Origin of the sequence: Methylotenera sp. L2L1 (assembly GCF_000744605.1) — a bacterium.
In the GTDB taxonomy this organism is placed as follows: Bacteria; Pseudomonadota; Gammaproteobacteria; order Burkholderiales; family Methylophilaceae; genus Methylotenera.
This window is the reverse complement of sequence record NZ_JQMG01000001.1, coordinates 962,633-978,359: the sequence shown is the minus strand read 5'-3', so window position 1 is coordinate 978,359 and position 15,727 is coordinate 962,633. Positions and strand designations below refer to the sequence as shown.

At 45.2% G+C, this 15,727-nt stretch carries 10 protein-coding genes and 1 riboswitch; of the genes, 2 read left to right on the top strand and 8 right to left on the bottom strand.

Translation table 11 applies throughout. The annotated features are described in order from the left end of the window. Nucleotides 1-7: 7 nt before the first annotated feature. The 8 genes from FG24_RS04560 to FG24_RS04525 all read right to left on the bottom strand — a co-directional run bounded on the left by FG24_RS04560 (nucleotide 8) and on the right by FG24_RS04525 (nucleotide 11,563). On the bottom strand, nucleotides 8-2,230 hold the full coding sequence (locus FG24_RS04560; RefSeq protein WP_051901432.1) for an EAL domain-containing protein: 2,223 nt from the start codon (nucleotides 2,228-2,230) through the stop codon (nucleotides 8-10). A 115-nt stretch (nucleotides 2,231-2,345) separates the two neighbouring features. Next, entirely contained in the window at nucleotides 2,346-2,564 is a 219-nt protein-coding gene (locus tag FG24_RS04555) for a DUF3820 family protein (RefSeq protein WP_036301536.1), read from the bottom strand. Nucleotides 2,565-2,670: 106 nt separating this feature from the next. Further along, nucleotides 2,671-4,818 carry a putative bifunctional diguanylate cyclase/phosphodiesterase gene (locus FG24_RS04550; RefSeq protein ID WP_036303978.1) on the bottom strand — a complete coding sequence of 716 codons (2,148 nt, stop codon included), beginning with the start codon at nucleotides 4,816-4,818 and terminating at the stop codon, nucleotides 2,671-2,673. A gap of 5 nt (nucleotides 4,819-4,823) precedes the next feature. After that, the gene (locus FG24_RS04545; protein ID WP_036301533.1) at nucleotides 4,824-5,597 is read right to left on the bottom strand and encodes an MBL fold metallo-hydrolase; all 774 of its coding nucleotides are present in this window, start codon (nucleotides 5,595-5,597) and stop codon (nucleotides 4,824-4,826) included. A gap of 116 nt (nucleotides 5,598-5,713) precedes the next feature. Then, a complete protein-coding gene (locus FG24_RS04540) occupies nucleotides 5,714-7,759 on the bottom strand; it encodes a putative bifunctional diguanylate cyclase/phosphodiesterase (protein ID WP_036301530.1) in 2,046 nt (681 codons plus the stop codon). Then, nucleotides 7,759-9,483 carry a putative bifunctional diguanylate cyclase/phosphodiesterase gene (locus FG24_RS04535; RefSeq protein ID WP_036301527.1) on the bottom strand — a complete coding sequence of 575 codons (1,725 nt, stop codon included), beginning with the start codon at nucleotides 9,481-9,483 and terminating at the stop codon, nucleotides 7,759-7,761. The genes FG24_RS04540 and FG24_RS04535 overlap by 1 nt, the downstream gene beginning before the upstream one ends. 18 nt (nucleotides 9,484-9,501) lie before the next feature. Next, nucleotides 9,502-9,954, bottom strand: a complete 453-nt coding sequence (locus FG24_RS04530; protein ID WP_036301525.1) for a response regulator — start codon at nucleotides 9,952-9,954, stop codon at nucleotides 9,502-9,504. After that, the gene (locus FG24_RS04525; RefSeq protein WP_036301523.1) at nucleotides 9,944-11,563 is read right to left on the bottom strand and encodes a sensor histidine kinase; all 1,620 of its coding nucleotides are present in this window, start codon (nucleotides 11,561-11,563) and stop codon (nucleotides 9,944-9,946) included. The genes FG24_RS04530 and FG24_RS04525 overlap by 11 nt, the downstream gene beginning before the upstream one ends. A gap of 97 nt (nucleotides 11,564-11,660) precedes the next feature. Next, a riboswitch (cyclic di-GMP riboswitch) is annotated at nucleotides 11,661-11,748 on the bottom strand. A 294-nt stretch (nucleotides 11,749-12,042) separates the two neighbouring features. Between FG24_RS04525 and FG24_RS04520 the strand changes: the two genes are divergently transcribed. Beyond that, nucleotides 12,043-14,367: an HDOD domain-containing protein gene (locus tag FG24_RS04520; RefSeq protein ID WP_036301520.1), complete on the top strand. Its 2,325-nt coding sequence runs from the start codon at nucleotides 12,043-12,045 to the stop codon at nucleotides 14,365-14,367. Between the two features lie 148 nt (nucleotides 14,368-14,515). Continuing rightward, on the top strand, nucleotides 14,516-15,691 hold the full coding sequence (gene ubiM / locus FG24_RS04515) for a 5-demethoxyubiquinol-8 5-hydroxylase UbiM (RefSeq protein WP_081880943.1): 1,176 nt from the start codon (nucleotides 14,516-14,518) through the stop codon (nucleotides 15,689-15,691). Nucleotides 15,692-15,727 lie beyond the last annotated feature (36 nt).

Below are 15,727 nucleotides of genomic sequence, written 5' to 3'. Positions count from 1 at the left end.
TCTGAAGTCAATTGGATGGCTGCTTACTTCTCGTTTCAAATAAAAACTGCATAAACGCTGTGAAGGATTGTGGTCTAGCGATCAAATAGCCCTGCCCATAATCACATTCAAAACTATTTAATAAGCTCTTTTGCGCTTCAGTTTCAATCCCTTCAGCAATCACCTTGATGCCAAGCTTGTGCGCCATGCTGATGACTGCCTCACAAAGAATGGCATCATAGTTATTAGGCCGTAGATTTTGCGTGAAGGATTGATCTATTTTTACATATTCAATATCAAATTTATTCAAATAAGCCAGGGCAGAATAGCCGGTTCCAAAGTCATCAATAGAAAATTGAATGCCGGACTCTCGTAAAGCTGAGATTGTATTCACTACCGACATACTAGGTTGTAGCAGCAAGCCCTCAGTAATTTCAATACAGATGCTACGACCGGCAACCCCTTGTTGCGCCAACACTTGCTTCCAAGCTAATAAGCGCTCAGATTTAATGAATTGGTTAGGAGAAACATTGACGCTAATCTGAAAGTCCGGTGAATACTGTGCATGAATCAACTTGATATCATGTAGTGCTTGATTAAACACCCATGTACCAATTTCATCGATTAACCCAGCCTCTTCTGCAAGCGAAATAAACACTACCGGGCTAACCATGCCTTTTATCGGATGATTCCACCGGATCAACGCTTCTGCTTTTAATGTCACCTGTGTATCCATACACATGATTGGCTGATAATAAAGCTCGAACTGTTGATGTGCTATTGCATCCCTTAGGTCGTTCATTAATGCTAGTCTATTAGTGGAGTCAGACTGCATAGACGCTTTGAAGAACTGAAACCGATTGCGACCCAGTTTTTTAGCCTCATACATCGCCTGATCTGCATAGCTAAATAGCGCTTCTGGATTTGAAGTATCGGTCGGATAGATGGTGAGTCCGATACTTGCTGAGATATAAAAAAGCTCGCCATCGATTTGAAATGGCTTTTCAATCTCTGCCAATATTTTCTGTGAGGTTTTCTCTAATGTCTGTTCGTTGTCAAAATCAGACATGATGACCATAAATTCATCACCGCCAAATCGCGCAGTTGTATCATAAGAGCGCACACAGCGAGTAACCCTTGCTGCAGCTTCTTTAATCAACTTGTCGCCAATCGAATGGCCGGCAGTGTCATTCACATGCTTAAAATTATCTAAATCAATAAATAAAATACCGACTGGTGACAACGACTTATCGGCCTGATCCATCGCCTGTTTTAATCGACTATCTAACAAATGCCGATTAGGTAAGTCGGTTAGATAATCATAATTAGCTTGGTGCCATATTGTTTTTTGTGACTCAATATTTTGTAGTTTAATCGCTTGTTTTAATTTAAAGATTCTATGAACGCCAAAAATGAGCGCTACACTAATGAGCCCCAGCAATAGCGCAATCCATTGACCATATTGGTAATCTGAGATTTTCCACTTATTGATGATCTCTTGGTTATTGGTGCCAAGTACCCGCATACCTTTATTCAAAATAGAGGCTAACTCTGTCAGGTCTTCTCTAACGGCCATTGATACGTTTGAATTAAATGGCGTAATGCCAATTTTCTCCACAAAGCTTAATCGGTGCACAACAACATGGTAATCAATGATGATTTGATTCCCAATATAAGCATCAACTTCACCAAGCCTTAGTTTCTCAAAAGCCTCATCAGCTATGTCTACATACACTAACTTTATCTGCGGGTAATTTGCTGCGATTTCTTTTGTAATTGGCCCATGTCTGAATAGGGCCACTGACTTATGATGAAGATCTTCCATCTTATCAATTTGATGATGACGGCTTTTATCTACATAGATGGCAATCGGAAAATCTAAAAACGGCTGGGCTAGTTTTTTAAATTGTGGATTTTTTACGTTTGTATTAGCGACGCCAGAAATCATCTCGGCCGTAGATGGACTCATATTTTCTGAATAATCTACTAAGGTAAAGTTAACATTAACCGCCTTACCCAGCGCTTGGAGATAATCGACGCTAATCCCTCGATGCTGATTACTTTCCGACTTGAACTCAATTGGCATCCATCCGTCTTTAACAGCAACACGAATATTGGGATTATTTTTCAACCACGCAAATTCATTTGGCGTTAATCGGACTTCGCCATAGGGGCTATTAATTTTGAGGGTATCTTCACTATTTGTAGCGATTGGAAGCCATAAGATGCTCAATAAAATGAAAACAAACATAGCTAATGACCTCTTAGCGAATAAGCGATAATTTCTAAACCTAAATTTAACGCTGTAAGTTTTTTTCATGATTTACGAAGGTTGCGCACAATTAATTTTGCCGCACTATGTTTCCTTAATGGCTTGCTTTCCTTAACGGGTCAAGCAACTGTGATAACCCATTATGGTCTATTTCCTGCATTAATTGTAATAAACGTCCTAAATCACCAGAGGGGAAACCTTCTCGTGCAAACCAGTTTAAATAATTGCCAGGCAAATCGGCAATTAGCCGTCCCTTATATTTTCCATAAGGCATGGCTAATGTCACTAATCGTTGTAAGTCTTCTGGGTTCATCATGGCAGGTCGACTTTATCACAACTTTAACGCTTCGTTCATGCTGTGATAAAGTCATCACTTACCTTAAGTAGGTTAGCTTAATAGGTTTGGTACCTAGCTAACCCTATTGATGTTGGGGCATATTGGCTGTTGGCAATGCAATATGAAACCCCTGTGCATAGTTAATGCCCATGTCTTTAAGTGCATCTAGGATTGCCTGATTTTCAACAAATTCCGCCACCGTATAAATACCAATGTCTTGGCATAGCCTAGATAGGTTATGGACTAGTGCGTAATCTATCTTTGAGTTGAGAATATTACGCACAAAAGCCCCATCAATTTTTACGTATTCAAAACGTAATTCACGCAAATAGTGAAAAGAGTTATAGCCGCTACCAAAATCATCCAAAGCAAAAGCAAAGCCCTTTTCACGCAAATTACTTAAAAATTTACGCATATTAGTCATGTCGCCAATCGCATCGCGCTCCAGTATCTCAAACACGACACATGACGGTGGAATTTCTAGGGTTTGGCACAGCTCTTCAGCATAGGCAAGAATCCCACGCCCCTGTATTTCTTGTGCGGAGATGTTAAGAAACATTTTAGTGCTTGATGCATTGGACATCATGAGCTCACGCTTGGCCTTAAACGCCTTACTGATAATCATGCGGTCAAGGTCACGTCCCATCCCATATTTTTCAATCGTCTCGATAAACATGCCAGCTGAAACGATATTGCCATTAGGCTCAGATAGCCTAGCCAAGGTTTCACAGGCAAACAGCTCACCGGTTCTACAATCTACAATACTGTGATAGTACGGAATGATTCGATCCTGCTGTAACGCTTCACGTAATTTCTCTGCATTATCACGCGTATGCCGTCCAATCTCGACTTGCCCATCTAGCGCATCTAAGGTGCAGGCACTATCTTTACCAATATCTTTGGCACGATACATGGCAGCATCGGCACCTACCTGCAGATCTGCCTCATTCTGTGCATCGATAGGATAAGTAGCGATACCGATAGAGACGGTCAAATGAAAATGTTTACCATCTGGCGCGGTAAATACACGTTCACGTAAAGACTTACCTAGCATATTGGCGACGGTAGTAGCGCCCTCTCTACCAGTTTCCATCAAGATCACCGCAAACTCATCGCCACCAATTCTAGCGGCCAGATCTCCTTTACGAATATGCTCACGTAGCACTTCCGCTACGCCACATAATGCATCATCACCGGTTTGATGCCCGTAAGAATCATTAATGTCTTTAAAGTCATCTAAATCAAGCTGTAGCAGAGAAAACTCATGGTGATGCCGCTCTGAACGCCCAATTTCATATTCCAGCATATTATTGAATTGGCGTCGATTATAGATGCCAGTCAATGGGTCATGCATGGCATAGTATTCCAACTCAGAAAGCGTGCGTGACAGCAACTTACTGGAGCCAACCACCATCACCATCACAGATAGAATAGAACGCACCACGCTTTCTTCTTGCGGGCTCAATTCGCCAGTAGAAACATACGCCACCCCCAATAGCCCCGCCAGCTTAGGGGTATGCTCAGGCACCGCCACTGTTATCATGCGGACTGCATCAACATTATCGGTCGTGCCATTACCCCTGACGATAAACTCTTCTATATTGAGTGGCGCGTTATCAGGCAAATTCAGATTGGCGATCATCTGCTTAGATAACATTTCCCGTGCGTTTCGCTTGGCCTCTTCAGTATGATTGCCAAGGTAATAAAGATAAATCGATAGATCATGCTCCTCAGCAAATGCAATGTAGAAGAAATTGAACGGAAAAATCGCATGAAAATCCGCCAATATTTCCTGCACGAACTCTTTCCACTGCGCAACATGCTCATGTGACAAGATAATGCGCTCTAATACCCGGCTCTGACGCTCAAGTAGGTCTTTTTCAATTAGCGTAGAAGCAAGACCTGTTAAAGTCTCATTAAACTCCCCCATCAGCGATTGCACATAATTGCCATTACGATGCCATTGCCGGTTACGCTCTTGAAACAGAATGTCTAGGCTTTGATCCAAGCGACTACACATTTGGATGGCATTATCAATCGCCAGTGCCGTAAGTGAGTTATCTGTATTGGCTGCTGTTGATTGCAGCTCTGCAACTACCTCTTGATGCACGCTCCGAATCAGCTCTACCACGCCACCGCTAAAAATCTTACTCCGTGTCTGGCTTTCCATCAGCGCGGCAAGTCTATCGGTCACGCGCATGCGCATATTTTCTAAATGATTAGTTTGCATATGCATTACTCAAACTTAGGGCCAAAACTACCACCACGCTGCATGAGGTCAATACCGCATTGCAAGTCCCGTAGCCACGCTAAAAACTCGCCCACCGCTGCACCGCGATAAATTGGGCCATGCTGCGGCGCAATCATCTCGATATCCAAATCTGCAATGTTATCTAGCCAGCATAAAATCGCTTTATTGGAACACATATAACGTTGGTGGAAACTGGCGATGTAGGGCAAATGACTTTTGAAATCATCCACATAGGCATCATCTTTCTCCATAGGAAGCATTGCCGCGCCAATATCACCCGTGAATAGTATTTTTGAGACCGGGTCATAGACGTTAATCTGCCCTTCAGAATGTAGAAAATGTGCTGGAATAATCTTGAGCATGAAGCCTGGGGCAACTTCGCAATCCATGCCTTCGTCTGGTACACCGACAAATTGCGACATATCCTTTAGACCATAGTGCGGTAAAAAACGCATCCATATTCTAGAGATATAAACCGGCGCTTTAATCAATTCTAACCAAGTTGAAATACCACCGACGATATCTGGGTCTTGATGCGAAAGAAAAATCCCTAGAATTTTATCCGGAGAAAGATAGCGCAACATTTCAGCCAGCACGCGCGGCATCACACCAAAACCACCTGGATCAAGCAATGCGCCAGCACCGTTATTCACAATCAAATATTGATTAGATCGAATACCGTCCTCTTCTCCCGGCTCACTCTCATTCAGCAAAATAAACTTATGAGACTCAGATTCGAACAATTTAATATTGCGCATACACTCTCCATAATATAATAAAGACCATTTTTAAATAGTGGTTTTTAGGGCGAAGCATCATAGTGGATTTACGCCTAAGGCGCAATATCCCTTATAACGACATCAACACCTTGTAGTTAGCTGCCTTGTAGTTTGCCGCCGTTTAACAACAGATCCAACTCTTCTACCGGTAAAGGCTTACTAAAGAGGAAACCTTGAAAATAATCGCAACGCCGCTCTCGCAAGAAATCAGCCTGCTGTGCATTCTCAACACCTTCTGCCACACTGGTAAAGTTCATCGCTTGTGCTAAACCAAGTACCGCACTGGCAATGGCACTGTCATCGTTGTTATGAGGCAGGTTAAGCACAAAAGATTGGCATATCTTAAGCGTATCTACTGGGAAATCTTTAAGGTAAGCAAGAGACGATGCGCCACTACCAAAGTCATCAATTGCGAGAGATACGCCCAAGGCTTTAAGCTGCATAAGTTTATTAACATCTCCAGCCGCGCTTTCCATAAACATACTTTCAGTTAACTCCAACTCCAGCAGTTCTGGCGGCAACCCACTTTGTGCCAAAATCTCCGCAACATCCGCAACCAGACCCGGATGCTTAAACTGGCGCACAGAAAGATTCACAGCCACACGCACGGGCGTGCCTGCGTCATACCATACACGTCCTTGTTCACACGATGTCTTTAATACCCACTTACCGACAGGCACGATTAAACCGCTTTCCTCCAGCAGTGAAATAAACTCGCCTGGCGCAACTAAACCACGTTCTGGATGCTGCCAGCGCAACAAGGTTTCAACGGCAGTGACACGGCCGCCTTCTACTGCGATTTGCGGCTGATAATATAAAATGAATTCATTTCGATCCAAGGCATGGCGCAAGTGATTCTCCATCACCAAACGCTCATAAGCAACCGCATCCATCTCTGAAGAATAAAACTGGAAGTTATTACGGCCACGATCCTTCGCGTGGTACATCGCCACATCGGCTTTTTCTAACAACACATCTCTATCATCATGGCCAGGACGATACAGCGTAATGCCAATACTCGCTCCTACAAACACCTCATGGTCACCAACCACAAACGGCGAACGCAACGCATCGATAATCTTTTCTGCCACGACTGCAGCATCACGCTCTTCTCGCACATTCACCAGAATGACCGCAAACTCATCGCCGCCCATTCTCGCCACCGTGTCAGACTCACGGATGCAAAGTGCAATGCGATTACCGACCTGCTGCAATAATTTATCGCCAATACCGTGCCCCAGTGTATCGTTGATATTCTTAAAACGATCCAGATCGATAAACATCACTGCAATCGTATCACTCGTACGATTAGCGTGCGTTTGTGCTTGATGCAGGCTTTCATTGAACAACAATCGGTTTGGTAAACCCGTTAGCGTGTCATAGTGTGCAAGGAAATGCAGTTGCTGCTGTGTACGCTTGCTCTCACTGATATCGCGCACAATGCACAATACCTGCTCGTCACTGGCTCTAATAAAACGGGACTCGTAATTAGTAACCCCTTGCGGTAAAGCCATCTGATATTCAAAAGACGCAATACCTTTACCAACAACGGCCTTTTCCAAGCAGAGCATGGCCTGATCAGCAACACTCTCGGGCAAGGCTTCATGGATGGTTTTGCCCAGAAAATGCTCAGGCTCAATGTGCGTTTGAAAATCTTTAGCGGGTTTACACTCTAAAAAGCGACCCTCTAAATCGAGAAACAAGAGTAAATCCGGTACGGCTTCGTACAGAGCACGGACTTTAGCTTCGCTCTGACGCAATTGCAGCTCTGCACGCTTACGTTCAATGGCATAACGCATCACGCGTAATAACCAGCGCCCATCTACACTACCTTTCACCAAGTAGTCTTGTGCGCCCGCCTGTGCTAACTCTGTCGCCAGCACTTCATCATCATGACCGGTCATGACCACAATAGGCACATCCGACACGACTTCATGCAAACGCCAGAAGGTACCGCTACCTTGCGAGTCTGGTAGTGACAAATCAAGCAAAATAATATCGAACTGCATTAAGCATGCATGCGATATCGCTTTTCCTAAAGTATCGGCATGCGTGAGCGTGCATGCTGTCAGCACGTCATGTAACATAATCTCTAGGAGCCGTGCATCACCTTGATTATCTTCTACCAGCAATATCTTCATTATACTGCCGCCACTGGGCCAAGATGCTGCCCACGCTCTAACAATGCGGTTGCCGCATCGGAAGGCAATGGATGGCAATACAGATAGCCCTGCGCATCATCATAAGCAAGATTACGCAAAGTATCGAGTTGTGCTGCCGTCTCCACCCCACCCGCCAAGCCTTTCATACGGAACACATGTGCCACTTGAATCACCGCACGCGCCATATCGGCACCATCGGTAGAGGCAGAAGCTGCTTGGGTAAGCCTACGATCCAGCTTAATGGCGTGGAAAGGAAACTTACGTAGGTAATAAAATGAAGCGCGGCCATTACCAAAATTATCAAGCGCCAACCTCACGCCTAAATGATTAAGCTTAGTCACTTGTTTAAAAGCAGCCTCTTCGTCTTCCCATAACGCATGTTCAGAGATATCAAGCTCCAAACAATGCGGCGGTAAACCTGTCTCACTCAACACCGCAGACACCTGCTCTGCAAAATCATCCTGTAGCAACTGGCGTGGAGATAGATTGACCGACAACACTAGAGGCGCATCAGAAGACTCACGCCACGCTTGGCCTTGTGCGCATACGCTGCGCAATATCCACAAACCAACCTCTAGAATGAGCGATGAGCTTTCCAACACATTCATAAACGCCGCCGGTAACAATAACCCACGTGTCGGATGTTGCCAACGCAACAATGACTCCATCCCATTAATATGGCCAGTTTTTACATCTACTTGCGGTTGGTAATTAATCACGAACTCGCCTTGCGCCATCGCAGTCGACAGCTCACTGAGCAACACACGGTCTTCAGTGGCCCTATCATTCATATTGACCGAAAAGAAACGGTAAGTATTTTGCATACCGATCTCTGCTTTAGCCTGATACATTGCCACATCGGCATTACGCACTAAAGATTCCAGATTATCGGCATCTGTAGGATAAATACCAATACCGATACTCACCCCAATATCCAATGTACGCCCATCAATCAGGAAGGGGCGTCCAATAGACTCAATAACCTTACTGGTGGCAGCAGCGGCATCCTCTTCATCCTGTATATCGGTCAATATCATGGTGAACTCGTCACCACCAATTCTGGCGACGCAATCCGTTTCGCGCATACATTCACGCAAGCGCTGAGCAACGCCCTGTAACAGCAAATCACCCACATAGTGACCCAAGGTGTCGTTAATGGACTTAAATCCATTAAGATCCAGCAAGAGCAAGGCCAGCTTGGTTTCATGTCTGCGTGCTAAGGCAATTGAATTTTTAAGGGTATCGTAAAAATGCTTGCGGTTAGATAAGCCCGTCAAGCTATCATGATGTGCAAGGTGATTTAGCCGCTCTTCCGTGCGCTTACGCTCAATCGCATAACGCAAAGAACGCGTCAGTTGGTGTGCATCAACATAACCCTTCACCAGAAAATCCTGAGCACCCTGCTGCACCGACCTTACTGCAAGACTCTCATCGGCAGTACTGCTCAGCACAACAATCGGTATGCCAGGCGCGTTAGCATGTATTTTCAGGAGCGTATTCAGGCCACTGCCATCTGGCAACTCTAAATCAAGTAATATCGCGGTAATATCCTGACTATCCAAAATCGCCAGTGCAGTTTCTTGACGATCAGCAGTGACCAAAGTGAAGCTTTCACTTTGGTCAGCCGCCAATAGTTCGCGTACTAGGCGAATATCACCCAGATTATCTTCAACCAGTAAAATGGTCAGTGAAGTGCTACTCATAGAGCCCCCATAACGCAGTTAGTCTTTAACGTCCGATGGTAATTTAACGATGGTGAGCCAGAAGCTTTCAATAGCTTGAATCACCTTGATAAACTGGTCTAAATCTACAGGCTTGCTCACGTAGCAGTTTGCATGTAAATCGTAAGTGCGCAGGATATCTTTTTCAGCTTCCGAAGAAGTAACGATGACCACTGGAATGCGTTTAAGCAATGGGTCTGATTTAATCTCAGCCAATACCTCACGCCCGTCTTTTTTGGGTAAGTTTAGGTCTAGCAACACTACATCAGGGGTTGGCGCATTGGCGTATTGCCCTTCTTTACGTAAAAATGCTAGCGCCTCTACGCCATCTTTAACCACGTTAAGGTTATTGCTTATCTTACTTTCACGTAATGCTTCCTGCGTTAATCTAACGTCGCCGGGGTTGTCCTCGGCTAATAAAAACTCAACCTGCCTGCTCACTTCACTCTCCATGATGTTTCCTTTCCCCATAATGTATAGGTAAGGTAAAATAAAAAACTGCACCCTTGCCAACTTCGGATTCTATCCAAATCTTACCGCCGTGACGCTCAACAATCTTCTTGCATACCGATAAACCAATACCCGTGCCCGGATATTCATGCTTACCATGTAAGCGCTGAAAGATAATAAAAATACGTTCAAAGAAATCTGGCGCGATGCCGATGCCGTTATCGCGCACCGAAAATAACCACTCGCCGTCTTTTTTCTCGGCACCTACATGGATGACTGGTGAGGTATCTCCACGAAACTTGATACCGTTGCCAATTAAATTCTGGAATAATTGCGTGAGTTGCGAAACGTCTGCCTCTAACCTAGGCATAGGGTCACGGGTCACGACAGCGCCTGACTCCTCTATCGCCAACCGTAAATTAGACTCAGCGCGCTCTAACGCAACTGACGTTTCACAAAGCTCCATCCGCTTACCGTGCGTGCCAATACGAGACATAGTGAGTAAATCAATAATCAGCGCCTGCATCCGTGTAGCGCCATCTACAGCATAGCCAATAAATTCGTTCGCATCCTGATCCAGCTTGTCTTTATAGCGCCTGGCCAACAATTGCGTATAGCTAGCGACCATGCGCAGTGGCTCTTGTAAGTCATGCGATGCGACATATGCAAACTGCTCTAGCTCACGATTGGAGTTAGCAAGCTCTTCCGTACGCTCTGCCAACGCCTCTTGTGTCTGCTTAAAGGCAGTAATATCCGAGAACTCAGCAATAACTTGCGTTACTTTGCCAGTAGCCTCTTTAACGGCATTGATATTCATCCATGCCAGATAATCATCACCCTGTTTATTCTTTAACCAGATTTCGCCTTGCCATTGGCCGCCAGCAATGACTGTCGTCCAAAGATCTTGATATAGCGTTGGCTCCAACTCTGTCAGCAGGTCTTGCATCGGCGTACCAATCAGTGCTTCTGAGGCATAGCCCGTAATCTTAGCTACCGATTTATTGACGTGAAGTATATGGCCTTTCACGTCGGCAATAATCACTGCTTCTAAATTACTTTCAAACACTTGCGCGAGCAGGCGCAACATTTCATGGTCAGCATGGAAATAAGCCGATAGAGAAAGTTCGGAATCGAACATGGCGATTTTAGTAATCGCTTTTGAATACGCTAAAAAGCGTTCAGCATCGTTATCTACCAAACGCATCACTTCTGGGAGCACCCAAGACAAGTATTTACTATACGCGCCGAGATACCAGCGTGGCTCTAGCCCTATTTGCTGATAGGTAACGCCAACCTGCAGACGGCTTTTGATATAGTCAGCGCCGTAGTCTCCAGTAAAGACCTGCTTAAAATATTCTCGTTGTTTTTGTTTGAGCAGTGACAGTTGCTCAGGATTACTAAGGCTAGTAGCCATTTCCGGATAGGCATCCAGATGCTGGGATAACATGTCAGCAAAGGCATTTTCAAGTGGTGCAAGTAAAGGCCCCAGTTCTTTAAGTAACTGAGAGTCTCGCTCGCCGAACTCAAGGACATCCTTACGCGACTGAACCTCATCGGCGCTCGGGGTCATGCTGTCGATCAAAGCATCAACGGTAGGCTGGTGCAATAACATGTTATCTCCCACAAAAGTACTAATCTCATTCCTGAATCACTAAGGAGCGCTGGAGATAGCATGGGAGTTATGTATAGAGATGCGGGAAATCCGCTCATCTGGTACTCCCGCTATCTTAGAACTTACGCCCCTTAGACCGGTGATTTTGCGCCCTCGCTTTTCAGCTGAGTTTGCCTTTTTCAAATGCAATGTCGCATGAGTATCAGCACATTTACAAAATCAGTCAACCACCCATTCTAGTGAATGCCCTACAAACACTATGGTTTATGCATTCATCACTGACAAAAATACAAGACCACTCTGTTAACGCGGTCCATTGCACCTAGTGATATGATGTAAGCATCAAAATAATTGGGACGGCACCAAGTAGCTTTTGACTAAGCAACTTGTAGCAAATGATGTTGTGCCCAATGATGGCTGACCAACAGCCAATCAAGTATCAATAAACAAATGCTGTCACGGTTCGCTAGGAATAATCTATGGTTAATAAAATAGACCGCTTTGAAATGCTACGAAAGCTTAATGAAAGCGAACAAAATGCTGTCTATTTAGCCCTTGATCCACACATGGGTCGCGAGGTGATGATTAAGCTACTGCCGCATCATGGCCAGCACTTAGATGCGTTGTTAAAACAGGTACGCATCGTCAGTAAATTACAACATAATAACATTGTCACCTTGCTGGATGCAGGTGAGCATGACGGCGTATCTTATCTGGTCTATGCATTTGTTAACGGCATCACTTTGTCGCAGCAATTAAAATCATCCCAACCAATAGCTGCCACACAAGCCGTACAAATGATTGTCGACGTGCTTGAAGGTGTGAGCTACGCACACACCCAAGGCGTGTTGCCTTTAGGCCTGCATCCAGACAACTTGATGATGACAGAAAATCAGCTGCCCATGATGATGGGTATCGGCATGACGAATCTTGCAGCTAACCACCACGTACAATCAGTTACGCCCTACACTGCACCTGAGCTAATTTCTGGTGATAAAGCCACGGTCTCTGCAGATATTTTTGCATTAGGGGTGATGTTGCACGAGATAGTCACAGGCTTACCATTCATAGAAAAAACAAAGAAATCGACGACTCTCCCAAAAGCGAGCGTTACCCCTCAAAGCATACAGATACATCTTGATGAGGCGCTAGAAAGCATTATTCTTAAAGCAACCAGTAAAGCGCCCGAGGACCGATACGCCGATGCTAACGCCATGAAGCAGGCGCTACAAGATTACTTAAGCCCAGTGCAAGGTGAGCATAAGCCCGTGGATGCGCACAGCACCATGGATTTTTTACTGCGCCGCATGCGTAGCAAAAGTGATTTTCCGGCGTTGTCACACACGATTAGCGAAATCAACCGACTGGCAGACGACGACTCCGCCAGTAACAATGCATTAGCTCAAAGCATTTTGAATGACTTTGCACTGACTAACAAACTATTAAAACTGGTGAACACCGTCACGTATGGTCAATTTGGCGGCCATATCAATACCATTTCCAAAGCCGTGGTGATTTTAGGCTTTGAAACGGTACGTAATGTGGCAATGTCGTTGATATTGCTTGATTTCTTGCAAAATAAAGCACAGGCATCACAGCTGAAAGACGATGTGTTGGCGTCATTCTTTGCGGGGATTTTAGCGGCACAATTAGCCCCCTCCAGCCATGTTAAAAATGCAGAAGAAGCCATTATTTGCTCTATGTTCCGCAATTTAGGCAAGCTGCTCGCCAGCTTTTACTTCTTTGAAGAAAGCCAGCAGGTTTCGCGTCTAGTTACGCAGGGTGATAGCGAGGACAAAGCCTCGGTGAAAGTACTAGGCATGACCTACAACGAGCTGGGGATAGGCGTCGCCAAGAGCTGGAACTTTCCACCACGCTTAATTGCCGGTATGCGTAAATTAACTGGGGATAGAGTCATCAAACCCAATGGCGAGCTAGAGAGCTTGTCGCTAACGGTTAACCTTGCCAATGAGTTATGCACAATTGCCAGTAACGGTAATGTCGCTGACAAATCCAAAGCGCTCAAACAACTAGCAACACGTTACGAAAGTGCGCTTAGCGTTTCAGAGCAGCAGCTACGTAAATCGATGGAAAGTGCTTTAGATGAGCTTGCGGCACGCGCCAGAATAGTCGGCATCAATACCTCGCAAAGCATGTTGATGACACGGGTTAACGCTTGGATTGGCGCTAGAACAGAAGTGCCACACAAATCGGCTGAAGAGACTGAACTAGCATCGTTAGGCATTAGCCTTGAACAACCAGATGGAAAAAACAGCGAAACAGCAAAACTTGATTCCGAGTCTATCCTCACAGAAGGTATTCAAGAAGTCACCAACACCCTGATTGAAGAGCACCAACTCAACGACATCATGCAGATGGTGCTAGAAACCATGCATCGTGGCATGGGTTTTAACCGCACACTACTATTTATAAGAGATGTCAAAAACAATCAAATGGCAGCGCGTTTTGGTTTTGGTTATGACATTGATGCCGCACTCAAGAAATTTAAGTTTAGTTTAGATTTTGCACCAGACGTATTCCACCTTGCCATTAGCAAAGGGGCGGACTTAATGTTAGAGGATATTGCGGCAGATAACGTGACGGCTAAAATTCCTCAGTGGTATAGGCAAACAGCTTCATCACAAAGCTTTTTACTGCTACCGATTATGGTCAACAACAAAGCATTAGGCATGTTTTACGCCGATATGGAGCAGCCCAATAGCATGCAGGTTTCAGCTAGACAGCTTTCCTTATTGCGCACCTTGCGTAATCAGTCGGTGCTCGCCATCAAGCAAAAAGGCTAACCCTAGGCGCCAGCACATTACGTTAACATAATGTAATCGCTACCAATCTGCCCTAAAACCATGGCTAATTGACCTGAGTCAATGCCAGCTTCGGCATTTACCGCAATCATAAGCACCATGTCTCACACCAATCTCTCATGGTAGCGCTATGATGAACTTCGATATTGCGATTGTCGGGGCGGGGCCTGCTGGATTATGCTTCGCGCAGGCTGTTGCTGGATGCGGATTACGCATCGCGATACTTGAGCGCCAGCCAGAAACGATGTTGGCAAACCCAGCCTTTGATGGCCGCGAAATTGCACTCACACACCACTCAGCCCAATTGATGGAATCACTTGGCTTGTGGGAGCGCATTGATAGGCACGCCATTTCACCCTTGCGTGACGCGCGCGTGCTCAACGGACCATCGCTTTATGCCATGAATATCGAACATGGTGATAGTAAAAAAGAATCCTTAGGCTATTTAGTAGCAAACCATCTTATCCGTCAATCTGCTTATGAAGCAGTAAAATCATCGCCGGATATTACGCTTCTCACCGAGTCAGAAATTACCGCTATCAACACAGATAATGATGGCGCATATATCAGCCTTGTCAGTGGTGATAAAGTGAAGGCACAGCTTTTAGTGGCTGCAGATAGCCGCTTTTCTGAAACAAGACGAACGATGGGCATCGCCGCCGCCATGCACGATTTTGGCAAAACCATGATGGTCTGTGTGATGGAGCATAGCATCCCTCATCACCACGTGGCATGGGAATGGTTCGACTACGGCCAAACCTTAGCGCTATTACCAATGAATGGCATGCGCTCATCCGTTGTTATCACGCTACCCGCAGCCGATATTCAACGGCTGATGTCCTTGAATGAAATAGCGTTTAATGAAGAGCTTGCAATACGATTTAAGCACAGGCTGGGCACAATGCAATTAACATCCACTCGGCATGCTTATCCACTGGTAACCGCCTATGCCAGCCAGCTTGTTGCAAAGCGCTTTGCATTAGTTGGCGATGCGGCCGTGGGCATGCACCCAGTCACCGCACATGGGTTTAATTTTGGGCTATCTGGCATTGATGTACTTGCCAACGAAATCAAAACTGCTAAATCACGTGGTAGTAATATCGCAGCCACTGCCCTGCTCAAGCGTTACGAAAGAAAACATCGCCTCAAAACACGCCCTTTGTTTATTGCCACACATGCCATTGCAAAACTGTATGGTAATGACTCGATACCTGCACGCCTAATTAGAGCGGCATCTCTACGTATAGGTAACCGCATCTCTCCTTTTAAACGTGCCGTGGCACATATGCTCACTGAAGCAAATTAATACGTTATCAAACTAATGGATTGTAAAGTGAACCTG